Source organism: Rhodococcus sp. NPDC079359 (assembly GCF_040702585.1).
Taxonomy (GTDB): Bacteria; Actinomycetota; Actinomycetes; order Mycobacteriales; family Mycobacteriaceae; genus Rhodococcoides.
In genome coordinates, this window is the sequence record NZ_JBFBLH010000006.1 from 1 (window position 1) to 23,932 (window position 23,932).

At 64.3% G+C, this 23,932-nt stretch carries 24 protein-coding genes and 2 pseudogenes; 7 read left to right on the forward strand and 19 right to left on the reverse strand.

Annotated elements, in window-relative coordinates:
• Positions 1-294 (forward strand): annotated as a pseudogene (locus tag AB0362_RS15485) (HNH endonuclease); the annotation flags it as partial.
• Between the two features lie 463 nt (positions 295-757).
• Here AB0362_RS15485 and AB0362_RS15490 read toward each other — a convergent pair.
• A complete protein-coding gene (locus tag AB0362_RS15490) occupies positions 758-955 on the reverse strand; it encodes a PLD nuclease N-terminal domain-containing protein (RefSeq protein ID WP_317809215.1) in 198 nt (65 codons plus the stop codon).
• 15 nt (positions 956-970) lie between these two features.
• Complete coding sequence (locus tag AB0362_RS15495; RefSeq protein ID WP_317809216.1) at positions 971-1,981, reverse strand: hypothetical protein; 1,011 nt, start codon at positions 1,979-1,981, stop codon at positions 971-973.
• Between the two features lie 116 nt (positions 1,982-2,097).
• Between AB0362_RS15495 and AB0362_RS15500 the strand changes: the two genes are divergently transcribed.
• A complete protein-coding gene (locus AB0362_RS15500; protein ID WP_366235969.1) occupies positions 2,098-2,289 on the forward strand; it encodes a PLDc N-terminal domain-containing protein in 192 nt (63 codons plus the stop codon).
• Here AB0362_RS15500 and AB0362_RS15505 read toward each other — a convergent pair.
• Together AB0362_RS15505 and AB0362_RS15510 are read right to left on the reverse strand one after the other, a co-directional pair.
• Positions 2,271-2,723, reverse strand: coding sequence for a GNAT family N-acetyltransferase (locus AB0362_RS15505; protein ID WP_317809217.1), 453 nt, complete (start codon positions 2,721-2,723; stop codon positions 2,271-2,273). The two genes, AB0362_RS15500 and AB0362_RS15505, sit on opposite strands and share 19 nt — an antisense overlap.
• Positions 2,710-3,684 (reverse strand): aldo/keto reductase, encoded by a 975-nt coding sequence (locus AB0362_RS15510; RefSeq protein WP_317809218.1) that lies wholly within the window; start codon positions 3,682-3,684, stop codon positions 2,710-2,712. The genes AB0362_RS15505 and AB0362_RS15510 overlap by 14 nt, the downstream gene beginning before the upstream one ends.
• A gap of 64 nt (positions 3,685-3,748) precedes the next feature.
• Here AB0362_RS15510 and AB0362_RS15515 point away from each other — a divergent pair, with 64 nt between their 5' ends.
• Positions 3,749-4,660: an aminotransferase class IV gene (locus AB0362_RS15515; protein WP_176460229.1), complete on the forward strand. Its 912-nt coding sequence runs from the start codon at positions 3,749-3,751 to the stop codon at positions 4,658-4,660.
• Between the two features lie 3 nt (positions 4,661-4,663).
• Here AB0362_RS15515 and AB0362_RS15520 read toward each other — a convergent pair whose 3' ends face one another.
• Both AB0362_RS15520 and AB0362_RS15525 read right to left on the reverse strand, forming a co-directional pair.
• A complete protein-coding gene (locus tag AB0362_RS15520) occupies positions 4,664-5,812 on the reverse strand; it encodes a serine hydrolase domain-containing protein (protein WP_317809220.1) in 1,149 nt (382 codons plus the stop codon).
• A 69-nt stretch (positions 5,813-5,881) separates the two neighbouring features.
• Entirely contained in the window at positions 5,882-6,454 is a 573-nt protein-coding gene (locus AB0362_RS15525; RefSeq protein ID WP_317785753.1) for a TetR/AcrR family transcriptional regulator, read from the reverse strand.
• A gap of 102 nt (positions 6,455-6,556) precedes the next feature.
• Here AB0362_RS15525 and AB0362_RS15530 point away from each other — a divergent pair, with 102 nt between their 5' ends.
• Positions 6,557-7,396, forward strand: coding sequence for an alpha/beta hydrolase (locus tag AB0362_RS15530; RefSeq protein WP_149407675.1), 840 nt, complete (start codon positions 6,557-6,559; stop codon positions 7,394-7,396).
• A 43-nt stretch (positions 7,397-7,439) separates the two neighbouring features.
• Here the strand turns inward: AB0362_RS15530 and rraA are convergent, their stop codons facing one another.
• Both rraA and AB0362_RS15540 read right to left on the reverse strand, forming a co-directional pair.
• A complete protein-coding gene (gene rraA / locus AB0362_RS15535; RefSeq protein WP_094638506.1) occupies positions 7,440-7,919 on the reverse strand; it encodes a ribonuclease E activity regulator RraA in 480 nt (159 codons plus the stop codon).
• Between the two features lie 24 nt (positions 7,920-7,943).
• The gene (locus tag AB0362_RS15540) at positions 7,944-8,327 is read right to left on the reverse strand and encodes a DUF5313 family protein (RefSeq protein WP_094638507.1); all 384 of its coding nucleotides are present in this window, start codon (positions 8,325-8,327) and stop codon (positions 7,944-7,946) included.
• A gap of 280 nt (positions 8,328-8,607) precedes the next feature.
• Here AB0362_RS15540 and AB0362_RS15545 point away from each other — a divergent pair, with 280 nt between their 5' ends.
• A complete protein-coding gene (locus AB0362_RS15545; RefSeq protein ID WP_256980805.1) occupies positions 8,608-8,853 on the forward strand; it encodes a WhiB family transcriptional regulator in 246 nt (81 codons plus the stop codon).
• Here AB0362_RS15545 and AB0362_RS15550 read toward each other — a convergent pair.
• Together AB0362_RS15550 and AB0362_RS15555 are read right to left on the reverse strand one after the other, a co-directional pair.
• The gene (locus tag AB0362_RS15550; RefSeq protein WP_317809302.1) at positions 8,822-9,574 is read right to left on the reverse strand and encodes a MerR family transcriptional regulator; all 753 of its coding nucleotides are present in this window, start codon (positions 9,572-9,574) and stop codon (positions 8,822-8,824) included. The genes AB0362_RS15545 and AB0362_RS15550 overlap by 32 nt on opposite strands.
• Before the next feature lie 205 nt (positions 9,575-9,779).
• Positions 9,780-10,985, reverse strand: a complete 1,206-nt coding sequence (locus tag AB0362_RS15555; protein ID WP_317809221.1) for a lipase family protein — start codon at positions 10,983-10,985, stop codon at positions 9,780-9,782.
• Between the two features lie 115 nt (positions 10,986-11,100).
• Here AB0362_RS15555 and AB0362_RS15560 point away from each other — a divergent pair, with 115 nt between their 5' ends.
• Positions 11,101-12,693 (forward strand): succinic semialdehyde dehydrogenase, encoded by a 1,593-nt coding sequence (locus tag AB0362_RS15560; protein ID WP_256980806.1) that lies wholly within the window; start codon positions 11,101-11,103, stop codon positions 12,691-12,693.
• Between the two features lie 24 nt (positions 12,694-12,717).
• Here the strand turns inward: AB0362_RS15560 and AB0362_RS15565 are convergent, their stop codons facing one another.
• From AB0362_RS15565 to AB0362_RS15600, 8 genes and pseudogenes are all read right to left on the reverse strand, one after another.
• Complete coding sequence (locus tag AB0362_RS15565) at positions 12,718-14,118, reverse strand: PQQ-binding-like beta-propeller repeat protein (protein ID WP_317809223.1); 1,401 nt, start codon at positions 14,116-14,118, stop codon at positions 12,718-12,720.
• Between the two features lie 135 nt (positions 14,119-14,253).
• On the reverse strand, positions 14,254-16,254 hold the full coding sequence (locus AB0362_RS15570) for an MDR family MFS transporter (RefSeq protein WP_366235836.1): 2,001 nt from the start codon (positions 16,252-16,254) through the stop codon (positions 14,254-14,256).
• Between the two features lie 3 nt (positions 16,255-16,257).
• The gene (locus AB0362_RS15575; RefSeq protein ID WP_068045167.1) at positions 16,258-16,743 is read right to left on the reverse strand and encodes a MarR family transcriptional regulator; all 486 of its coding nucleotides are present in this window, start codon (positions 16,741-16,743) and stop codon (positions 16,258-16,260) included.
• Between the two features lie 218 nt (positions 16,744-16,961).
• Positions 16,962-17,990, reverse strand: a complete 1,029-nt coding sequence (locus AB0362_RS15580; protein WP_366235837.1) for an ABC transporter ATP-binding protein — start codon at positions 17,988-17,990, stop codon at positions 16,962-16,964.
• 13 nt (positions 17,991-18,003) lie between these two features.
• Positions 18,004-19,645, reverse strand: a pseudogene (locus tag AB0362_RS15585) (iron ABC transporter permease).
• Positions 19,611-20,648, reverse strand: coding sequence for an ABC transporter substrate-binding protein (locus tag AB0362_RS15590; protein WP_366235970.1), 1,038 nt, complete (start codon positions 20,646-20,648; stop codon positions 19,611-19,613). The pseudogene AB0362_RS15585 and the gene AB0362_RS15590 overlap by 35 nt, the downstream one beginning before the upstream one ends.
• Before the next feature lie 109 nt (positions 20,649-20,757).
• Positions 20,758-21,147, reverse strand: a complete 390-nt coding sequence (locus tag AB0362_RS15595) for a type II toxin-antitoxin system VapC family toxin (RefSeq protein ID WP_366235838.1) — start codon at positions 21,145-21,147, stop codon at positions 20,758-20,760.
• Positions 21,135-21,380: a type II toxin-antitoxin system prevent-host-death family antitoxin gene (locus AB0362_RS15600; RefSeq protein ID WP_149407682.1), complete on the reverse strand. Its 246-nt coding sequence runs from the start codon at positions 21,378-21,380 to the stop codon at positions 21,135-21,137. The genes AB0362_RS15595 and AB0362_RS15600 overlap by 13 nt, the downstream gene beginning before the upstream one ends.
• Positions 21,381-21,470: 90 nt before the next feature.
• Between AB0362_RS15600 and AB0362_RS15605 the strand changes: the two genes are divergently transcribed.
• Positions 21,471-22,565: a hypothetical protein gene (locus AB0362_RS15605; protein ID WP_366235839.1), complete on the forward strand. Its 1,095-nt coding sequence runs from the start codon at positions 21,471-21,473 to the stop codon at positions 22,563-22,565.
• Between the two features lie 30 nt (positions 22,566-22,595).
• Here the strand turns inward: AB0362_RS15605 and AB0362_RS15610 are convergent, their stop codons facing one another.
• Positions 22,596-23,894: a plasmid pRiA4b ORF-3 family protein gene (locus AB0362_RS15610; RefSeq protein ID WP_366235840.1), complete on the reverse strand. Its 1,299-nt coding sequence runs from the start codon at positions 23,892-23,894 to the stop codon at positions 22,596-22,598.
• Positions 23,895-23,932 lie beyond the last annotated feature (38 nt).

Genomic DNA, 23,932 nt, shown 5'->3' on the forward strand with positions numbered 1-23,932 from the left:
TGCCAAGCCCACCACCTCACCGACTGGATCGACGGTGGCAACACCGACATCGACGGATTGACCTTCGGCTGCGACATGCACCACGCACTCGTCGGTACCGGACCAGGAAAGTGGTCGACCACCAAAACCACAGCAACACATCGCTACCCAGGCCGGACCCTGTGGCATCCACCGGCCGGGATGGACCCGCGTAGGCGTGGGCTGATCAATCACGCACACCACCCCGAAGAGGTCCTCTATCCACCCGACCAACACGACGACACCGGCGACGAGGAACCACGACAACCCGCCTGACGACCCACACCAGTCTCAGGGCACAGCCCTGCCTGTAATCAGCACAACCTGCCTGCCCGCAGGACGGACTCGGAGGTCGGCCGTTGCGTACGTTGGGTCGATGATGGTTCTCGGGAGCGGCACAGCTTCGTTGTCGCCGCCTGCGCGCTTCGTGTGGAATGCGCTGATGCATCCCGATCTGCACCCGCACAATCGAGGCTTCGCCTGGCCGGTGATGTTCCAGGACGCGCCGCCGCCTCGGGTGGTCGAGAGCAGTGAGTTCGACCGTGTCGTGTGGAGCTCACCGTGGCCTACCGTTCCGGAAGTGCTGGTGCAGTTCGATTTACGACCGAATACCCAGCTCCGATGGACGTTGCTGGCTCACCTACCTACGCCGAGTCTGCAGACGATCGAATGGTTGCGCGCTCAGGCAAGCCATCTGGTGAATGTCGATCTCAGGAGCGCACTCGGTCACCAGCGGCGGCTAACCGTTGCCGCCGCTCGGCCCGTAGGAATACCGCTTACCGATTGTGAACCACAGGATCGGCCCGATGATGGGCAGAACGAACGCAACGAGAACCCATGCCAACTTGGCAAAGAATCCCATGTAGCGGTCACGGACGATCGAGAAAACAGCCATGGCGAACAGGGCGAGCGCGACAGCGACACCGGTAGAGGTCATCTGTCGAGACGCAACTCAGTCGGTTCCGCGCAGAGAATCGCGACGTACCGCGACTCGTCGACCACGGTCCACCGGATCCCCCGGGTGCAACGATTGCTGTAACTCGAGGATTGCAGCGTCGTCCAACTCCGTGTCGGACGCCCCGGCCGCCCAGTCCCAGTCCTGCGTGGACCACACATAGTGCGTCACCCTCCACTTCGGTGCCCATCCCTCGTCACTGCGGGGACGGCGGCCCAGGAACGTTCTGCGAGAACCGGTATCGAAGCCCCCGTCGCCGGCGATGCGAACGTCCTCGGGAGTGAAATCCAAAGGTGCGCGAACGGTCAGCGGCGTCGATGCCACCTGGTCTGTGAACCACTGCACGTGCTCGCGGCGCGACGCCCTCGACTCGTCCTCGAGCAGTTTCTGGTACTCCTCGGTAGTGTATGCGGGCCCGTCCCAGACGAACAACGTCTCGTCGATCGGTTCGCCCACTGCGAGTTCGACGAACTGCGAACCGATTCCGACTTCGTCGATGCGGTCACCCAGGATGAAGCCGGACTCGACGTCGACCCAGATTCGGAGCGGATACGGCTTGCCCTCCGGCGGAGCCAATCGAACCGTCCAACACTCGCGCCCGGTGAACTCGACCGTCTCCACCGGCCCGGTGGGTTGGGCGAACTCGTTGCCGGCCCATTCGGCGGTACTGCGTTGCTGCAACAAGAATTGGCTGGGCCCGAGGTAGATCACTCTGCCGAGTGGGCCGACGCGAGGCCGGTCGGCCGGGCCCGTGAAGTCCCAGGCGCGCGTGCCGTCGCTGATGAAGATGGGACTGCCGTCGATGCGTTCCACGCGGGTCTTTCGCCCGGATCGCCATACCCGACAGCTGTCTTCGGGCGCGATCAGAACGGGTGGCGTTCCGCTGTAGGCGAATCCGTGACGAAAGGACTCGGGGCTGCCCGCTTCGTGGACTTCCTCGATAGTGCCGCGCAACGGTATGTTCGATTCACTTGTCATAGCCGTGAGCACTTCGATCCACGCGGTCATGGCCGCAGCCTAATGCGATCGGACTCGACAAGGTGGAGTTCGGAGTCGAAGGGAGTCGGGTGAAAATCAGCGCCGAGGTCAATCCCACACTTCCGCTGGCGTTCGACCTTGCCTGGATGTCCGTGGTCGTGTTGTGGCTGGTGCTCGTCGTTGTTGCGTGGGTGTCGATATTTCGCAGCACTCAGTCGCGGAAAGGCACGAAATTTTGGTGGTGCGTATTTGTATTGCTGATGCCGATAACCGGTGCACTGATCTGGTTCGTCGCTCGCCCGCGTAACTCCGACAACGATCAGCGAACGAGTTCGTAGCGAGCCAGCCACAGCCCCGGCAGTACTTCTTGATCTTCGGTGTGTACGAAGCCGAGTGACTCGTACAACCTGCGGGCCGGCGCATTGTCTCGTCCGGTAGCAACCTGAACTCGTTGTTCCACAATCGAATCCAGCATCACGTCGACCAAGCCGCGTCCGATGCCCCGGCGATGTGCATGTGGAGCCACCACCACGCGATCGATCTCCGCCTCGGACCATGCAGCGGCACCGAGGATTTCGTCACCTTCTCGCGCGACGAGCCAGTGGACCTGTGCGGCGCACAGATCGTCCACCGACTCGTGCAGCAGCGGAATCCTGTTGTCGCCGATCAGTCTTGCTTCGACCGCATACGAACTCTTCTGCACTGCGAGAATCTGCTCGGCGAGGCCCAGGTCGGCGGCAGGGTCGACACCGACGATCTCAATAGCGACCACCAGCGGGAGCCGGCAAAGCGTCGAGTGCAGCGAGGTGATCGGCGCTCAAGGTCAACTCGGCCGCTCCTGCATTCTCGTCCAGACGCGACGTGCGTCGGGTGCCGGGAATCGGGACCACATGTTCACCCTGCGCCAGAACCCACGCCAAGGCCACCTGCGCAGGCGTCGCACCGAGCTCGTCGGCGACGGCCGCGATGGCGTCGACGATCACGAGGTTGGCATCGAGGTTGTCTTGGCTGAAACGCGGCAATCGTGATCTGAAATCGTCTGCAGCAGGAGCAGTTCCGCGGAAGTTGCCGGTCAGAAAGCCGCGGCCCAACGGTGAGAACGGCACGAATGCCGCACCGTTCTCCTGCGTCCATTTCAGGGATGTGGCGAGATGATCGCGCGTCCACAGTGACAGTTCGGACTGCACTGCCGAGATCCGATGCACCTGCTGCGCCCGATCGAGCTGCTCGACGCTGAACTCCGAGACCCCCAGTGCGCGAACCTTTCCGGCCTGCACGGCCTCGGCCATCGCGCCGATGCTGTCTTCGACGTCCACCTCGGGATCCGGGCGATGCAGGTAGTACAGATCGATGTGGTCGACGCCCAAGCGGCGCAGCGAATCGTCGATCGCCGAACGCAGGTGCTCGGGCTTGCCGTTGGGGCCCGAAATGACCGGCTCTCCGGCGTCGCCGATATGAGATACGAGACCGCCCTTGGTCGCGAGGATCACCTCGTCGCGTCGGCTACCGATGGCTTTGCCGACGACCTCCTCGTTGGTGAACGGTCCGTACACATCGGCCGTGTCGATGAAATTCACACCCAGGTCCAGGGCGTGCCCGATGACGTGATCAGGGCTCTCCGTCCGGTCGTCGGCCTTGTATGCCCAGGTCATTCCCATGCATCCCAAGCCGATGGCACCCACCTCGGGGCCGTCGTTCCACAGGGTCCGGGTCTGTACTGTTCGTGCGCTCATGAACTCGACCATACGACGAGAAATGTGTTGTCGCTCGGACTTGCCGGGCGACTAGCATCGCCGCATGGCTCTTCCACACTCGAAGGTGTATTTCGGCGACCGTTTGGTCGAGGCGCAGGATGCGACGCTCGGAGTAGCGACCTCGGCCGTTCTGTACGGGCTCAGCGTCTACACCGTCTTCCCCGTGCAGGTGGACGGTGACCGGCGTACTGCGTTCCGGTTGCTCGATCACTACCAGCGACTGGTCGAGTCCTGCAAGATCATCGGCATCGACACGTTCGCGTCGCAGTGGACGTTCGAGAGGTTCGTACAGGCGACACGCGACGTGGTCGACGCCAATGCCCCGACGACCGAGGTCTACGTTCGAGCTACCGTCCACGTGGACGAATCGATCCCCGGCACTCGGGTGCGCGGGCTGCACACCACGGTGTCGATCTTTTTGTACGACGCCAATCCCATTGTCCCGCAGGACGGCATGCGGTTGAAGACGAGTGTGTGGCGTCGAATCCCCGACAACGCCATTCCATCGCGCGCCAAAGTGAACGGTGCGTACGTCAATTCTGTTCTCGCCAAACAGGATGCGATCGACAGCGGTTTCGACGACTGCATCTTCCTCGACATCAACGGCCACGTGTGCGAACTCAGTGCCGCGAACATCTTCCTCGTCCGGAACGGCGTGCTCGTGACCCCGGACGTCACCAGCGACATTCTCGACGGCATCAACCGTCGGACCATTCTGACCCTGGCGCGTGAGGAAGGGCTGACGGTTCAGGAGCGGACGGTCGATCTCACCGAGCTGTACATCGCCGACGAGGTGTTCGTCTGCGGCACCTCGGCCGGAGTTGCTCCGGTGTACGAAATCGACGGTCGCGCACTAGGAACCAAGGAAACCGGCCCGGTGACGCTCACTCTGCGTAAGCGACACCAGGCCGCGCTCACCAGCGACGAGGTGCACGGCTGGGTGAGCGTGCTGTGAGTTCTACGCCGGGCAGGTCGAGGTGAGTCCGGCGATCAACGCTTCGGCGGCCGGCTGCTCGAGTGGATCGGCGGCCGGGTTCGGACCGGCCGTGGTCCAGGCCAGCGATACCTGACGCTGACCGTCCGGGCTCGAGAACGCGTAGGTGCGGTAGCCGAAGCCGTTGCCGCGGTTGCCGAATACGAGCTCACCCGAGCCAGGGTTGCACGCGTCTCCGCCGAGCAGCAGGCCGAGTCCGTACGTGGACGGCGTCACGACCTGCATCTCGTCGATCAGGTTCTGCGGGATCAGCGTGCCGTCGAACAACCCTCTGAAGAAGGTGTTCATGTCGGCCACGGTGGAGACCACTGCCGCCCCCGCCGACCAGATGCTGGCGTCGTACTCGGTGACGTCGGTGTACGTCCCGTTGTCCAGAACGTAACCGTGTAGGGCATCGGCGTCGAGCGTCGAATCGGTGGGGTACGCCGTGTCGGTCATCTCCAGGGGATCGAAGATCCTGTCCTGCAACGACTGTCCGATGGACTTGCCGTCCAGATCGGCGATGATCTTCCCGAGCAGGACGTAGTTGGTGTTGGCGTAGCTGAACTCCTGCCCGGGCTCGCTCGTCCAGGGCATGGACACAGCCTGGGCGATCAACTCGTCGTCGGTGACGGCATCGGTTGCGCGTGCGGCGATCTGCTCGGCGGAATCGAATCCGGTGAAGTAGTCGGGAACGCCGCTGGTGTGGTCGAGTAGCTGGCGAACGGTCACCGCCCTCGGGAGCAGGCCGGGAAGCAACTCGTCGACCTGCTGATCGAGCTCGAGCTTCCCCTCGTCCACCAGCTGAAGCACGACGGCAGCAACCATTGCCTTGGTGACGCTCGCAGTGCGGACTGGGTCGTCGGCGGACGCGGCCTCGGTGCCGTCGCGTTCGACCAGGCCTGCGGCTCCCGACCATGAATCCTCGCCGTCACGTACCTGCGCCACAGCGGCGACGGACCCGGCGTCGACCATGGCGTCCAAGGCCGCCTGGACATCGTCGGTTTTGATGGTTCCGGTCGAGGGCGTGGTGGTGGTCGACTCGACGGCTGACGGCTCATCGGATGTGGAGCACCCACTGACCAGCAGGGACGTCGACACTGTGAGGGCGGCGAGGATTCGTAGCTTGCTCATGCCTTCGACGCTAACGCCGCCCCGCGAAGGATTTCAGTGTCAAATGTCAGTGATTTTCGATGGGAGAGATCAGCGATCGACCTGCCCCGCGCTCGAATCCAGCAGAACCTCGGCCGCAGTCTTGGCCGCAGCGGCAGATTCGGCCAGTTCGGTGATGGCCGCCGTGGTTTGAGCGCCCTCGGCGAGCAACGCGATCTGCAGCCCGACGGTCGGTGCGCAGCCGGCTTCGACGGCCAATCGGGTGACGTAGTCGATGAAGTTCTTCTTGTGCTGATGCGCGGCGTCGGCGACCTCGGGCATGGTTGCGCCCAATTCGCCGAAGGAGTTGATGAAGGCACACCCGCGGAAGTCGTCCTCGCGAAACCAGTGGTCCAGGAAGTCGAAGATCGACAGCAGTTTCTCGCGAGGTGACGCGTGAACGGCGGCTTCGGCATGGATGCCGTCGTTCCACTGGCGGGTGCGACCGCGAAGAACCTCGGCCACGATGGCGGTCTTCGACGGGAAGAGCGAGTACATGCGTTTGAGAGAGATGCCAGCCGCAGTGCGCAGTTCGTCCATGCCGACGGCCTGAATTCCGCGGGCGTAGAACAGCGCGTCCGCTGCTCGGATCACGTCGTCCCGCCCGAGTTCCGTATTCGTCATCGTCTACCCCTTGCCGAGAGAACCAACGTTCTCTACAGTAGTCCACATGCGGAGAGAACGACCGTTCTCCCGCTCGGCTCAGGACCACAGGAAGGCAGGATCATGGCGCACATCAACGTCGGAACCGAGAACTCCACACCCGTCGAGGTCTACTACGAGGATCACGGCACCGGTCAGCCCGTCGTGCTCATCCACGGCTACCCGCTCGACGGCAACTCCTGGGAGCGTCAGTCGCGGGCGTTGCTCGACGCCGGCTACCGCGTCATCACCTACGACCGCCGCGGATTCGGTCAGTCGAGCAAGCCGACCGTCGGATACGACTACGACACCTTCGCCTCCGACCTGGACAAGGTGCTGACCGAGCTCGATCTGAACGATGTGATCCTGGTCGGATTCTCCATGGGCACAGGTGAACTCGCGCGCTACGCCGCGAAGTACGGCACCGATCGCGTCGCGAAGTTCGCGTTCCTCGCCTCGCTCGAGCCGTTCCTGCTGCAGACCGACGACAACCCCACCGGCGTTCCTCAGTCGGTGTTCGACGGCATCGACAGTGCTGCTCGCGAGGACCGCTTCGCCTGGTTCGACAATTTCTACAAGGACTTCTACAACCTCGACGAGAACCTCGGGACCCGCATCAGTGAGGCCGCGGTCCGTGCGAGCTGGAACACCGCGACCGGCAGCGCGCCCGTGGCTGCCTATGCCGTCGTGCCCACCTGGCTCGAGGATTTCCGCGGCGACGTGGAGAAGGTCCGCGAATCGGGCAAGCCGACGCTGATCCTGCACGGCACGGCCGACAACATCCTGCCGATCGATTCGACGGGCCGGCAGTTCCACAAGGTGTTCCCGGAGGCGACGTACGTCGAGGTCGAGGGCGCACCGCACGGGCTGCTGTGGACGCACTTCCAAGAAGTGAACGACGCGCTGCTCGCGTTCGTGAAGTAAGAACATTGCGGCGGCAGGCATTCTGGCCTGCCGCCGTAGTGGGTCAGACCGCGACGACGCCGTCGTGGTCGCTGTAGACGATCTCGCCCGGGTTGAACGTGACGCCGCCGAAGCTCACCGGGACGTTCTTCTCGCCCGAGCCGGTCTGAGTGCTCTTGCGCGGGTTGGTGCCCAGTGCCTTGACGCCGATCTCGAGCGTGCGCAGAATCGCCGAGTCGCGCACCGCGCCGTTGACGATGACACCCGCCCAACCGTTGGTGACGCCGCGTCCGGCGATGATGTCTCCGACCAGCGCGGTATGCACGCTGGCATCGCCGTCGACCACCAGTACGCCACCGTTGCCGGGTTCGCTCAGGGTCTGCTTGACCAGCAGATTGTCCTGGAAGCAGCGAATGGTGGTGATGGGGCCCGCGAACTCCGTGTGCTTGCCGAACTGGATGAACTGGGTGTCGCAACTGCGGATATCGGGACCGATCTCGTCGGCCAGATCAGCTGTTGCCTTGAATTCCACAGGTGACGTCATGCGGCACAGACTATCGCTCGAACATCAACCGCGGCCGTGACGCCGTTCGTAGTCGTCACGAGTGCGGTCGACCCGGCTCTGGGCCTTGGCGTTGATCATCTGCGGGTCGAGGCCGTGGATCAGCAGACGATGCCGCCGATAGACGTTCATCAGCGCGATCGAGAAGTAGACCAGCGGAATGAACAGCAGCGACATCATCGCCAGGGACATCCACAGCGGCCCCGGGATCAGCAGGAACAGCAGTAGTAGCGGAACGATCGGAAGAACGAAGCGCGCGATGTAGCGAACCTGGGCGCCATTACCCACCAGATCGTTTCGAACCCAGTCTTGCATCGACGCGGGCAGGACGCGTCCGAACGTGTACCCGAGGAACTGCATGGGGCTCGGGGTAGAGCGATCGGTTGTCATCGCGCAATGCTAGTCCGACCTGTCTTGGTATATGTCACCGTTGGCTGCGGTTTATCTCATATGTGACGCTAACGTCAGTTTGTGACGGCGGACCGAAGGACTTCGACAGTGATCGATCGCAGAACCCTGCTCAGCGCACGAGCCGCGGGCGGCGGACTGGGGAACCGGCGCGCAGTCACATCCGGCAACATCCGCCGACTACTGAATCTCTGATCGAAAGGGGTGGCTGCCGATGAGAACGCAAGCAATGCAACCGATCTCCGAGCACTGGGATTGGCAGATGAACGCTGCCTGCCGCTCGATGCCGGTCTCGATGTTCTACCCGCCCCTGGGACTGCGGGGATACTCGCTGAGAAACCTCGAGCGACAGGCGAAGCTCGTGTGCGATCGATGCCCCGTGATCGCGCGCTGCCTACAACACGCACTCGACTCGGACGAAAAGTACGGAGTCTGGGGTGGATCGACCGCACACGAGCGGTCAGCGATGGCTCGCGTCAACCCTGGCGAGCGGCGTTCGCAACGATGACGTCGCGAAGGTACTGCGCCAAGCCTGGCGCAATCTCGTTGTAGTGCTTGGCAAATCGCTCGTCGACGATGTACATCTCCGCCAGGTTCACCTGCATCTCGTAACCGCAGTCGTAGTACCGTTCGATTGATGCCCGATGACGCTCGGCCAGTACCCCGGCCTCGGCGGAATCCGGTGACACACCCCGCTGCATCGCGGCTGCGAGATCCGCTTCGAGAAGGTCGGCCTCGTCCTTGATGGCCTTCCAGTCGTCCTTGGTGAACGACGCCGTCCGCTCCTGCGACTGCTTCCACTCGTCGGTTTCGCCCCAGCGTTGCTCGGCTTCCTCTGCGTACTCTTCGCCGGTCCAGTTGTCACCGAAGATCTCGCGCTGCTCCTCGGGAGTCAGTTGCATACCCATCTTTTTCGCCTCCATCATCTTGTCCACGGCCGCAGCCATTGCGTGCAAGTGATCGATTCGCTCGTTCAACAACTCTCGCTGCCGACGCAGATGCGCCATGGCATCGACCGCGGGATCGTCGAGCAACGCCGCGATGACGTCGAGCGCAAACCCGAGCTCGCGATAGGTCAACACCTGATGCAGCCGCTCCACATCGGCCGATGAGTACGTCCGATAGCCCTTCGGAGTTCTGCCCGACGGCACCACCAACGCGATCTCGTCGTAGTGATGCAGCGTCCGGACGCTGACACCCACCAACCGTGCGACAGCACCGACCTGCATGCTGTCCTGGTCGCTGCCGAAGGTCTGGTTGCCGACGAAGGAAGAATCACTCACGAAGGACACTGTGCTGCCTCCCGTGGCGTGAGGGTCAAGCGCTGCTGGCCTTCATGGTCGTTCCGCAGGCTCCACTGCTGACGAGCTTCCATGGTCGTTCCGCAGGCTCCACTGCTGACGAGCTTCCATGGTCGTTCCGCAGGCTCCACTCCTACCGGGTCACGCGTTCGCACCCGGAGGTGGACTCTCCGGCGAGGCGCTGCCCGAGCCAGTCGTACGCACCGGGACGGCCGTTGGTCTGCGCCACCGAATGATCCCCGGGGACCAATTCGAGGCGAACCGACGCTCCCGCCGCGCACCACTGGTCCTGCACGGCCTCGGCACCTTCCTTGGGAATGAGGAAGTCCTGCAGGCCCTGGTAGATGTAGATCGGTGCGTCCGGCGTCGTCTGGCCCATCCGGTTCTCCTCGACGACGGCCTTGGTGATCGGGTGGTCGAAGACATCGGGCACGTTGGAGAGGTTTCGCTGGTCCAGCAACAACAGTCCCGAATACGACAACACATCGACGCACTGATCCTTCTGCGCCAAAGCCAGTCGCTTCCCGTTGTCGTTGGCGAGCTCCCGCATCTCCGGGTACTCCCTGGACAATCCGATCGTCGCCGCAGTGAACAGACCGGAACCGATCTGGCCGTTCAGAGAGGTCTGCAGAATCTTGTAGTCGGTCGGCGGGCCACCGAACGCGACACCGGCGATGTTCAACTCGGGCGCGTACTCGGGAGCCAACTGGGCGGCCCAACCCGAGGCGATGGCACCGCCGGAGTAACCGGTGATGCCGATCGGCGCGTCCGCAGCCACTCCTGCACTCTGGGATGCGCGTAAGCCGTCGAGCACGGTGTGTCCGGAGACCAGACCGGCCGAATAGGCCTGCCGAGGACCCTGGTAGTCGGTGACGACGACCGTGTAGCCGCGGTCGAGCAGAATCCGGACCTGATCGACTTCCTTGTTGTTGCCGCGCGGCAGCGTGTACGACGGCGCGCACTGATTACCGAGCGAGTCCGTTGCCTCGTTGTACGCGATGACCGGACGATCTCCGGCTCCGGTCCACGGCGCGGTGGGCGTCAGGACCGTCGTCGCCGCGGCGATGGGTCGGTTCTTCGAATCGGTGGAGCGGAAGAGCAACTGCACGGACGACGCCTCGGGCGTAACCGCGACGTCGCGACGGTTCAGCACCGCGCCGGGCTGCAGGTTCTCGTACCCGGCCGGCGGGTCGAACCATGGATCACCGAGTGAGGTGGGGAGATACGCATCCGGATCGCTCGGCGGAGCGATGAAATCCTGCAGTGGATCGGCCTGGGCCGACCCTGCGAACGACAGCATCAGTGCCGCGGCTCCGGCCAGAACGAATGCCTTGCGCATATATTTCCCACCCTGTAGCTCCGTACGCCCCGACGTCCGGTAGACCACTGACCATCGTGCCACAGGATTCGGTAATTTCGGCCCTGTGAAGTGAGCCGAAGACCAGGTAGGTTGTCTGTTACTCAAAACACTACTCACCAGTAGGGACCAGTCCATGCCAGCACCGTCCGCCTCGACCTTCTCCCGGCTCGCCGATCTCATCGCCATCCCCGACGCCGAATCGCGGCCGACGAAAACCATCACCGAGGTGTTCACCGGCAAGGAGCTGGCGACCATCCCGGTGGGCACCGCCGCCGACGCGACCGCTGCGATCGCCCGCGTTCGCGCAGCTCAGGTGGCCTGGGCCAAGCGTCCCGTGTCCGAGCGCGCCGAGATCTTCCACCGCTACCGCGACCTGGTGCTCGCCCACCGCGACGAGCTGATGGACATGGCGCAGGCCGAGACCGGCAAGTCCCGCGCCGCTGCCCTCGAAGAGGTTCTCGACATCTCGATGACCGCTCGGCACTACGCGCGCACCGCCGCGAAGCTGCTGGCCCCGAAGAAGGTCACCGGCATGCTGCCCGTGCTGACCAAGACTCGGATCCGGTACCAGCCGAAGGGCGTCGTCGGAATCATCTCCCCGTGGAACTACCCGATGACCCTCGCGGTGTCCGACGCCATCCCGGCACTGCTGGCAGGCAACGGAGTGGTGCTCAAGCCGGACAGCCAGACGCCGTACTGCGCACTCGCCTGCGTCGAACTGCTCTACAAGGCCGGTCTGCCCCGTGACCTGTTCGCCGTGGTTCCCGGCCCGGGTTCGGTGGTGGGAACCGCCATCGTCGAGAACACCGAGTACGTCATGTTCACCGGCTCCACCGCCACCGGTCAGCTGCTGGCCGAGCAGGCCGGGCGTCGACTCATCGGATTCTCCGCCGAGCTCGGTGGCAAGAACGCGATGATCGTCGCCAAGGGTGCCAACCTCCGGGAAGTGTCCGACGCGGCCGTGCGGGCCTGCTTCTCCAACTCCGGCCAGCTCTGCATCTCCATCGAACGTATCTACGTCGAGAAGTCGATCGCCGCGGAGTTCACCGAGAAGTTCGGTCAGCGGGTGCGCAACATGAGCCTCGGAGCCGACTACGAATTCGGCATCGAGATGGGCAGCCTCATCTCCGAGGATCAGATCAAGACGGTCTCGGCCCACGTCGACGACGCCAAGGTCAAGGGCGCGACCGTCGTCGCAGGCGGCAACGCACGCCCCGACATCGGCCCGCTGTTCTACGAGCCGACGCTGCTGACGAACGTCACCGAGGACATGGAATGCGCGGCAACCGAGACCTTCGGGCCGCTGGTGTCGATCTACCCCGTCGCCGACGTCGACGAGGCCATCGAGAAGGCCAACGACACCGAGTACGGACTCAACGCCAGCGTGTGGGCCAAGACCAAGGCGCAGGGCGAAGCCATTGCGGCGCGGCTGCATTCGGGCACCGTCAACGTGGACGAGGGCTACGCGCCGACGTGGGGCACCACCGGCGCTCCGATGGGCGGCATGGGCGTGTCCGGTGTCGGACGCAGGCACGGTACCGAGGGGCTGCTCAAGTACACGGAATCGCAGACCATCGCGACGACGCGTCTGCTCAATCTCGGTGGGCCGCGCGGACTTCCGCCGAAGCTGTGGGCAAAGATCATGCCGCCCTTCGTCAAGGCGCTGAAGTACATTCCTGGTCGGTAAGCAGCGTCGACGACGGGGGAGGTTCTACGCTCGTAGGACCGAGATGCTCAGTGCTCTGGTGTAGATCGAGTCGGTGTCGATCGAGTCGCTGTCGACTCGATCGAACATCGGCCACGACTGCCGATCGATTCCCTCGTCGTCGAACGTCGCCACGGGGATGTCCCACACCGTGGATCCGGTTCTGACGTCGATTCCGCGCAGAACTTCCGGTCCGAACAGCGTGGCGACGTCGCCGTCGAGGGTGCCGACCTCCGCGAAAGCCCCCGATTCTCGACTCCACAGCGTGGTCCCGGTGTCGAGGTCGATCGCGGATTCGGTGGCCGTGTCGGTATTGCGCAGCAGTGCAACCGAACCCGTGACGGCGTAGGCCAGTCCGTTGATGGACAGGAACGCCGCGGCGGGGCCGGTGATGTCCGACGGAACGGCCCAGACCAGACTCTCGTCGGTCCACACGGGGTCGGGATTCGACGGCCGATAGCCTCCCCTTCCGAGCAGTAGCGGACTCGACTCGGCGGGGGAATCGAACGTCGGTTGCTGCAGGGTCACGGAATCCGTTGCAGCGAGAACGGTTCCGTCGGTGTCGACGATTTCCGAACCCACGATCGCATTCGGGTCCGAGCAGTCGGCCCGCGCCACCCGCACTGCGCCGTCGCGCGAGGCGACGCCCGATCGGGCGCAGTCGGGAACCGTTCTGGACCAGAGGTTGTCGCCGGTGTCGAGGTCGAAGGCGAACACTCCTCGGCCGTCGTCGAACAACCCGATTCCGTTCTCGGTGTGCAGCGTGGACACGAACGGTGCGCCCGGGGAGGCCGTGGAATCGAACTGCACCGACCAGTCCGCGTCGAGGGCGTCCGCAGTGCCGCGAGACACCGTCGCCCTCGCACCATCGCGCACCGCCCGGGAGGTGTACACGTGGCCGTCTGCGGTGGTCAGACTCGTGATCGGAAAGGCCGCGTCCCGAGTGCTCGATTCCCCGGATTCGGTGTCGACAGTGAGGATTTCGTATGTAGTGCCGGTGTTGCCGCGGTAGCAGACGACCTGCCCGTCGACGAATTCCTCACCGCAGCCGACGATATCGTCCGCGGGGGCACGCCAGCGCACCGAGCCGTCTGCGATGCTCGCGCCCACCAGGGTCGCGTCGACGAACTCCCTGCCGTCCAGGCGGCCGACGAGCGTGACGACCGTCGACCCGTCGGAGATGGAACCCGAGTGCATCGAATCGGTGTCACTGCCCTGGACGGGATCGCGGAACTGGCCGCCCTCGATACCCGCATCCGAGGGAGTGAGAGTCCACCCGAGTCCGGGAGCGGACCCCGTTGCACCGTCGATGGGGGCACCGGGCGTCCGCTCTTCGGTTGCGCACGATGCGCAGACGAGCGCTGCTACCAGGACCGCGGCGGCGGAGATCTGGAGGCGACGTGTCATGAGCGATTCTCCCGCCTGTGCAGAACCGAAAGAAGGTGGCCGGTCCGTTCTTGGAGCATAGAGAACGAAAATTCCCCGCACTCCCGGTGGGGGTGCGGGGAACTGCCGTAACGCTTGGCCTGGTCGGCGCTGGACCTAGTTGACGCTGTGTCCGTTCAATCCTGCGTGTGCGTAGTGATTGCGACTGTCGGGAATGTGGTTGTCTCCCAACACTCGGGCGATCTGCTGCTCGCTGAGTCCGAGGCGACGGAGCCGCTCGCACACTGCATCGAAATCGAGCATCTTCGCGTCGAGTTCCTGCTGCAGTTCGATCACTTCGGCACGGATGGTCTCGGCCTCGTCCAGTGCGGCCAACGTGTCCTTCGGCTCGGGTAGCAGCAGTGCGAGCAGTCGATCACGTGCGTCGGTGCTCAGACCCTCGAAGGGGCGCTGTCCCGGCTGTGCCTCGTGCCGACCCTCGGCGCGACGATGGGCGTCGTACTCGGCCTCGCGCTCGGCGGAGACGTATTCCTGCGTGTCACCGAAGGACGGAATCTCGGCGAGCTGGTCCTGCGGCTCGTCCTTGGGTCCCTGCGCAGGGGTCGTCGCGATGTCGATCGTCTGGCGCAGAGGGCGATTCGGAATGAAGATCACCGCGATCAGCGTGACGATCGCAACGAAGCCGGCGATCATGAAGATGCGTCCGGTCGCGTCACCGTAGGCGGTGCGGACGACTTCGAGGACCGGCGCGGGTAGTGCGGTGAGATCGAGTGATCCACCGCCACCCGACGAGCTGTCGACGCCGAGCTGAGCCAGGCCTGCTGCGGACTTCTCGGCAACCCGAGTTGCCAGGAGCGAGCCGAGAACCGAGACGCCGATGGCGCCGCCGAAGGTACGGAAGAACGCCACCGTCGACGATGCCGCACCGACGTTCTGCACACTGACCGTGTTCTGCACTGCGAGAACGAGATTCTGCATCAACATGCCGGTACCGAGGCCGACGATGGTGATGAAGATGCCGACCGTCACCAGGCTGGTGGCGTGATCGATCGTGCCCAGGAGCAGGAATCCGACGACCAACAGAACAGATCCGGTGACGATGAACGGCTTCCACTTACCGAATTTGGTGATGAGCTGGCCGGAGCCGACGGAGGCGACGAGCATGCCGAACACCAGTGGGATGGAGAGCAATCCGGCTTCGGTGGGGGTGTAGCCGCGAGCGGTCTGGAAGTACTGGCCGAGGAAGGTGGTGGCTCCGAAGAGGCCGACACCGACGGCGATGGACGCGACGATAGCCAAGCCGGTGGTGCGCTCGGTGACGATCTTGAGCGGGATGATCGGCGACTTGTGACGCGCCTCGACGATGATCGTCAGGATGAGCAGCAGCACTCCGCCGCCGACCAGGTAGGCCGTCTCACGGGAGAGCCAGGCGTAGTAGTCGGCCTTGCCTGCGAACGAGACCCACACGAGGAGAACGGAAACACCTGCGGTGAGCAGAAGTGCACCGAGCCAGTCGATGGAGACGTTGTCCTTGCGGATGGTCTTGATGTGCAGGGTCTTCTGCAGCAGGCCGAGGGCGACGACGGCCAGCGGTACGCAGACGAAGAAGCACCAGCGCCAGCCGAGCGGGCTGTCCACGATGACGCCGCCCAGGATCGGGCCACCGGACATCGACACGGCCATGACGGCACCGGTGTAGCCGGAGTAGCGGCCGCGATCACGTGGGGAGACGATGGTGCCGATGATGGCGATGACGAGAGCCGTCAGACCACCCATGCCGATGCCCTGCACCACGCGTGCGGCCAGCAGGACCGGCACGTTGTGCGCGAAGCCGGCGATCAGTGAGCCTGCGACGAAGATGAGAATCGCGCTCTGGACCAGCACCTTCTTGTTGAACAGGTCGGCCAGCTTGCCCCAGATGGGCGTCGACGCGGCGTTGGCCAGCAGTGCGGTGGTGATGACCCAGGCGTACGCGGTCTGCGAACCCTTCAGATCACCGATGATGGTGGGCAGTGCCGTCGAGACGATGGTGGTGCTCAGCAGCGCAGTGAACAGCGCGGCGAGCAGGCCGGTGAGGGCTTCGAGGATCTGGCGATGCGACATCGCGTCGGGATCGACGACTGGCTGATTGGGCGGAGTATCCGCAGATGTGGTCATGTCTTATCTCGCAATCGATTCAATACGTGCCACGTCCTGATGCTGGGCGTGGGCGTCTTCGGTGAAGGTGTCGTTCAGTTTGCGGATCGAGTCGAGTGCATCGAGTGCCTCGTCCTCGCTCCAGCCGCTCAACATTTCTGCCAGGCGGCGTGCGCGTCTGTTCCAAATTTGTGTCAGTCGAACCTGACCGATGTCCGACACACAGACCCGTGACGCCCTTCGGTCGTCGGGATCGGGATGCCGATCGATGTAGCCGAGGTCGACGAGGTCCGCGATCTGCCGGCTGAGGGCGGACTGACTGACGCACAGCCTGCTGGCGAGGTCGGTCTGCCTGCATTCACCCTCGGTCGCCAGGATGGCCAGAACTCCGGTCAGGGCCTGCGGCAGTGGTGAATCCTCGACTCCGGTGGTCACGGCCCGCTTCAGCGTGCGCCCGAAGAGGAAGACCTCTTCGACCAACGACTCCGCTGTCGTGGATTGAACTGCCATGAGTACTCCAACGCCGATGTCCATTTACTTGCTGTCTGCAACCATATATATACATACATGCGCTAAGCAAATAATATTCCTGTCTGGTGGATCACAGTGCTGGGTCCGCTGCTGATCGGGGGGGATCCGGACGGGGATCGGCTCCCCGGATATGGATTTGCGCCTCCGATCGCGGTCGGAAATCCGAAACTGGGGAGCCGATCTGCGGTCGAGGGTGGCTACCGCGGGTAGAAGAACGACCGCCGGACGGTCAGCGCGACGGTGTCACCCACCTCGGGACGCGGTCCGCGTACCGAGCAGCGGAAGTCCACATCGCCGGAGCGCACCAGAACATCGCTGGCATCACGTCCGAACAGCGACGAGGTCACGGTTCCCTCTATGGTGCTCTCGCGCTCGCCGTCGGTCACGAGCTCGATATCGGTCGGCAGGATTGCAACCGTCCCGGGGCCGGCACCGTCCGCCGCGAGTGTGAGGGAACCCGAGGTGAAGGTGCCGTGCGCGACCGTGCCGTCGACGAGGGTGGCGTCGGACAGGAAGCGAGCGACGAACGCCGAGTTCGGGGCACGCACCACGTCCTCGGGTGTACCGATCTGCGCGATGCTGCCCCGATCGAGGACGACCACCCGGTCTGCGAGGGCGAGGGCCTCGGTGCGATCGTGCGTGACGTGTACGACGGTCAGACCAGCTGCGCGCGTCATGGATCTCAGCTCGAGGCGAAGCCGATCTCGCAGTGGCTCGTCCAATGCCGAGAGCGCCTCGTCGAGTAATAGTGCCCGTGGCGAGCCGACCAGAGCGCGCGCGAGGGCGACGCGTTGCCGCTGGCCACCGGACAGCGTCGACGGGCCCCGGTTCTCGAGCCCGGGCAGCCCGACGAGCTCGAGCACGTCGGCGACCTTCTTCGTGCGCTCCGGCTTGGACACCTTGGCCAGTTCGAGTGGGTAGGAGACGTTGCGCCCGACGCTGCGGTGCGGCCACAGGGCGTGCTGCTGGAATACCATGCCGAGCTTGCGCGACTCGGGCGGCGTCGAGAGTTGTTCGCTGGCAACCACATCCGGGCCGATGGAGATCGAACCGGCAGTCGGGGTCAGGAAGCCGGCGACGGTACGCAGCAGCGTGGTCTTGCCGGAGCCCGACGGCCCGACGAGTGCGACGAACTCTCCGTCGGCAATCTCCAGGTCGATGCCCTCCACGCCGACCGTGCCGTCGTGGTAGCGGAGGCCGAGACGTTCGATCGTGATGGCGGACATCGAAATCCTTCTTCTAGCGTCCAACCCGAGTGGACGCCACGAGGCCGAGGCCCGCGAATCCGACGAGCGCGACGAGTAGGGACAGGGCAGAGGCGGCGTTGTAGTCGCCGGCCTGCTGCAGGTTGAAGATGGCCACGCCGAGGGTCTGTGTGCCCGGAGCGACGAGGAGCACCGACATGGTCAGCTCGCGCACCGCAGTGAGAGCAACGAGCACCGCACCGGTGACTGCAGCCGGGATCGCCATCTTCCACGGCACGTCCCACAGCGATCGAAGATGTGTCGCGCCGGAGGATCTGGCGACTTCTTCGAGGGCTGTCGGAGTGGAACTCAGCGGTGCTCGAACGGCCTGGACGACGATCGCGAGGAACGCCATCACGTAGGCGCACAGGATGACCCACTTCGTGTCGAACAGTCCGGTGTACCGGCCGATGATCAACCAGCCGACTGCGATGACCAGACCCGGAATCGCCTGCGGCAGCATCGCCGCGAGATCCAGGCCGACGTTGTCGCGAGACCGGGTGCGGGTGGTCAGTACCCCGATGGCCAGGCCCAGGAATCCGCAGACGATTGCGGCTCCCAAGGCCAGCGTCACCGAATTCTGAATGCCGACGAGGGTTCCCGGTGCGGTGACCGCGCTCTCGATACTCTGCAGCGTGAGGTTGCCCCAGGTGAGCGGCACGCCGGGGGGCCTTAAGCAGGGCCTGCGTCGCCAACGCCAGGATCGGCAGGACCGTCAGAACGAGGCCGAGGATCCATGCAGCGAGACCTGCTGGAATTCGGCTGCGGCCCAACGGAAGTAGCTGCGGGGCCGTGACCGCACCGTCGAGCTGAACGGAGCGACGCCCCAGAACGCGGTCGAGTGCGACCGCGACCACGGCCAGTGCGAGGAGTCCGATGCCGATGGTGGAGACCACCTCCAGTGGTCGATCGACGGTGCCCGACTGGATGTATCGGTACACCATGGTCGACAGGGTGACGTAGCGCTCGGGCAGTCCGACCAGCGCCGGGATGCCGAAATCGGCCAGATTGGACACGGCCGTCAACGTCAGCGACGCCAGGAGGGCAGGACGCAGCAGTGGCAGCGTCACATCGCGCATGGCTCGCCAGGGAGATGCCCCGGCAATTCGAGCCGCCTGTTCCAGATCGCCGGGTACGCGTCGGAGCGCCGCCGAAATGATCAGGTACGCAAGCGGATACGAGTGGACCGTCAGCAAGAAGATCACTCCGTCGCCGCCGTAGATGTTCCACAGCGGTCCGCCGCCGAAGGCGTCGTTCCAGTACGAGTTGATCATCCCGCTCGGGCCGAGCAGGCCCGTCCAGGCGATCGCGCCGACGAACGGCGGAATCAGCAACGGGCTGAGCAGAATCAGGCGCAGCACCGATCGGCCCGGCAGATCGGTGCGATCGAGAACGAGGGCCATGATGGTCGCGATCACCACCGCCGCGGCCGCCGCCACACCGGCCGACACGACGCTGTTGGTCGCGGCCGACGCGATTCCGCCGTCGAGCAGCTCCTGTATGTGGTTGCCGCCCAATCCGATCGAGACCACGGCCGCCAGCGGAGCGCCGATCAGGGCCAGTACGGCCAACCACAGGCAGGCGCGTACCCAGGTGACGCGGTCAGCCAAGAAGATGGTTGAACGTGGCGACGGCATCGGGCTGGGACGCGGTGATGGTGTCGAGGTCCGGGTTCAGTAGCTCGATGTCGTCCAGTGCGGGTGCACCCTCGGGCGTGCCGACGTCGGACCGGACCGGCAGGTACTGCTGCTCGACGGCGAGCTCCTGACCGCGCTTGCTGACCAGGAAGTCCACGTACTTCTGTGCAGCCTCCTGATTGGCCGAGTCCTTGAAGATTCCGGCCGGTTCGGAGATGTACGGGACGCCGTCGGTCGGGTACGACGCGGCGATGGGCGAGCCTTTCTCGGCCAACTCGCGCACCAGGTAGTCGACGACTATCCCGACCGGCTGGGTGCCGGCCGCAACGGCCTGAGCGACGGGGCCGTTGCTCTCGGCGACCACCGGTTCGTTGGCGACGAGGTCGGTGAGCCACGGAAGGCCGAGGTCTTCCTGACCCAACCAGACGGCGGTGTTGAACGCTGCCGCCCCGGACACATCGGGATTGGGCAGCGTGATCCGGCCCTTGTACTGGGGGTCCGCCAGGTCCTTCCACGACGTCGGGGGCTGCGAGACGGTCCCGGTGTTGTACGCGATGACCGTCGGGATGATGCGGGTTCCCACGTAGTAGCCGTCGGGATCGACGACGTTCGGGTCGAGCGCGTCGACGTCGGCCGGGGTGTACTGCAGCAGCAGGTCGTCGGCCTTGTACTTCTCGAACGTGGGGGCGTCCGCAGCGAGCAGAACGTCGGCACCGATGGAGCCGGTCTGCCGCTCCGACGCGATGCGCGCGTTGAGATCTCCGGTGCCCGCGCGGAACACCTGCACATCGATTCCGGGGTTCTCTGCGGTGAACTCGGCGTTGAGAGCGTCGATCTTCGCCTGCGGCTCCGAGGTGTAGACAGTGAGGGTGCCGCCGGCCCCGTCGCCGTCTCCACCGGCTTCGGGAGCCGCAGGCTCGGAGCAGGACGCGAGGGTGAGAGCGGCTGCGAGACCGAGGATTCCACCGGTGGCAACGCGACGAACAGTGTTCACTTGGTACATCTCCTGGAAGCATCGAGCACGGAAGTTGCTCATGCTTCCGACCTGAATCGACACGCAGACATGTGTTGTGGGAACTGCACGTGTCGCCGGGGTGAACGACTCGATGGCTTCAGGGGCTGTGGATCTCGACCAGTTCTTCGATGGCTCGAAGATCCTCGGCATTGCGGGTCATCAGTCGAGCACCGTGAGCGTGTGCGGTCGCCGCGATCATCAAGTCGAGCGCTCTCGCTTGTGGGCGGCGGCCGCTTTCTCGAACCGCTGCTGCCAGCCGACCGTAGCTTCGGGCAACATTGGCATCCACTGCAAGAGGTTCGAAGCGGCGCTCGACCGCAACCAATCGCTGAAGTCTCAGCGCGCGCTGTTCGGATGTGGAAGCAACCAGAACTCCGAAGTGAAGTTCTGCCAGGCTGATGGCGCTGATCGCGACTTCCCCTGCGACGCGATCGAGCGAGTCTCCTATCAGGACGCTGGTGTCGAGCACCGTCCTCATCGCTGCCATGGGTCCTGCATCACGTCGTCGATGTCGATCAGATCGTCGGCAAGGGTCGGGTCGCGTTCCGAGTCGAAAACATCGGCGACGTCGTCGAACGTGTTCCATTGCTTTCGCTCTGCCGGCCCCAACAAGGCGCTGGGCCGTCCGGCGACCGTGATGAGCATCGACTCGCCTGCCTCCGCGCGCTTGACATAGTCGGACGCGTGCTGCCGAAGCTCTTTCAATCCGATGGACTCCATATCGAAAGGGTAGCACTTGTGCTACTCGGAGTTCGGGGTTGTCGTACCCCTCGCCTACTCTCTCGACCACACACATCCGGGGGGGACATCATGAGCAACCGCAGATCGCGCAGCAGAAAGACCAGTCGCAAGGCCTACATACAGGCTCCGCGTGAAAGGGAAGCCCTTTTCTGGCCGACCATCCTTCTCCAATTCTCCGATTGGCTGATCGAGAACAGCTGGGCCACAGACCAGTTGACGGCCTTGGCGGCAGCGATGACAATCGATCGATCGGTCCGCGAGCGGAACGTGAGCGTGTACGGCGCAGATTTTCCGATCGACATGTTCTGTCTCGATGATCACGAGTACCCCGACTTCGATGAGTACGAACAGTCGCCGAGAGAGCGTGACGAGATCCGCCGCGCCGTTCATCTGTTCGGTAGGTTCGTCATCGCTGAGCGATTGTCGCCATCTCAGAACGAGGAGATCTCGAGGGAGATCGGGTCCTCGACTGCAGTCGCGCCGGTGCCCAGTTCCTCGGTATCGCCGGGGCGCGCAAGCCCACTGAGTACACCGATAGTCGTCTCGCTCCTGCAGCGTTTGGCAACGTGGGCTGCGACCGAGCGCTGCGCGACGTCGGCCCGCATCGACTACTGGAACGACTCGGCCGAGATCGTTGCTGCGCTTGGGATTCCTGGTTTCGACAGTGTCGCTACACAACCGGACTTCATGGCGATGGTGAATTATCGATCGGTGTTGGATACCGCCCGTAGGGTCGGTGTTCTCGAGAACGCGGGCCAGAATTACACCCGCGGACCCGAAGCCGGTGCTTGGGTGGTGTCTCCGAGTGCAGACCGAACTCGCGCCGCCGTGGTCGAGGCGTACGGATCCTGCTTGACGCCTGTGTACGACTCCGGCGATGATTCCGTGCAGTCCGAGCTCGTGGCAGGCTCGGCTTTGGCGACCACCGTGCTCGCGCGCAGCCTCGTCGGTGATCCGGTCGGGGAGTCGGAGGGTGTCGTCCTGGGGACGATGTCCGACCGCAAGTTGATCCAGACCGTCACGACACTCCGGTTCATGTCGATGTTCGACCTCGGATTGCTCGTCAAGGTGAACGACAAGTTCTGCGTACCTGACCCTCTGGCACCCCTGTTGCTCGAGGCGCTCGATCGGGATCGTCTGCGGCGCACAGGGCGCGCCTCATGACCTGATACGCGGCCGGTAGCCCATTCTGGTTCATGAGCCGAGTGCGTGTACCGCGAACTGCCGTCCCCAATCCGGCCCGGCCCCTTCACGACCCAGGGTCGACGGCACAGCGCCGATCAGAGTCAGGAAGTCCAAGGTCGGTCGAGCGAGGTACTGGGCGTACGGTCTCTCCCTCTCGGGGATCATCCATCCGAGCGCCTCGAGGCTTCGGAAGACGAGCGAATTGCGTTCGTCTACAGAGCAACTCGCCGCAACCGACACCAGGAGCAGTACGCCCGCATCCTTTTCGTACTGCTCGCGCCCAACGGGCATCCGCGCCGCGGCGTGCGACCACAGGCGAACCGGGTCGGTGGCGAGGGTGTTGCCCAAACGGGTGCGAAGAAGCCGCCCCTTCAGGACACGAACGAGTCCGAGTTGCGTCACAGCAGCCCGAAGCCAGTGCACCTGTTGATGGTCCACCTCGCGGTTGGAGTTTCCGAACCATCTGGTACCCCACTCGAGCTCGGTACGCATCGCCGCAACGTCCCTGGGCGGCACATAGCCTGCAGCGGTCAGTGTGATTCCGTCTTCGCCCACGCGCGCCAGCATCCACATCAGCTTCTCCATCGCCGATGCCGCCACTGCGGGGTCCACCTGAGCCGCGTCGACATCGACGCGTGCGAGAACATCGGGAAGATCGGGGTGATACTCGAGGGGCCCGCGTTCGAGAAGCGAGCCTAGTTTGGGTAGTCGATCCCGTACCTGGCTCGCCAACTCCGTCACCGCGCGCCGCAACGCGATTCTGTTGTTCGCGTCGGCCACCGCGAAGCGCTCGTCGAAGTCTCCCGCCCAGAGCTTCATGTGGTCGTGTTCAGGATGGTCGGTATCAGCGAGAACCTTCAGCAGTTCGTCGTAGCCCGACGAGCCGCCACAGTCTTCGGGTGGGCAGGCGCGGTCCCCGTCCAGGCAAGCGGCAGTACCGGCTACGGGCGATACCTCTTCCACGGCCAGGTGGTGTGTCCATCCGTCACCGAAGTCGTACTCGTACCCGAGACGATCCCCGACGGCACCAAGGACTTCGTCGACTCGAACGCCGTCCTCGGGGGTCCCGGTGCCGTCGTCCCACTCCTCGAGCGCGGACTTCATCTCGTAGCGTCGAGTGCTTCGAAGAGGATCGTCGCCGACGAAGAACATGTGCAGATGCCGGTCTTCCCAACCCATGACGTCCTGAATGACGTCGTGGAGCTCGGGCAGTGTGGCGTCGGAGGCGATGGTGAACCGCCGCCACACCACCGGCTCGACGTCGGCCAGAGTCACCCTGATCGTCAGCATCGAAACATCGTCCCCCATGTGCGAAATGTTCGTCGAGCACGTCCCCGCGGGGACGT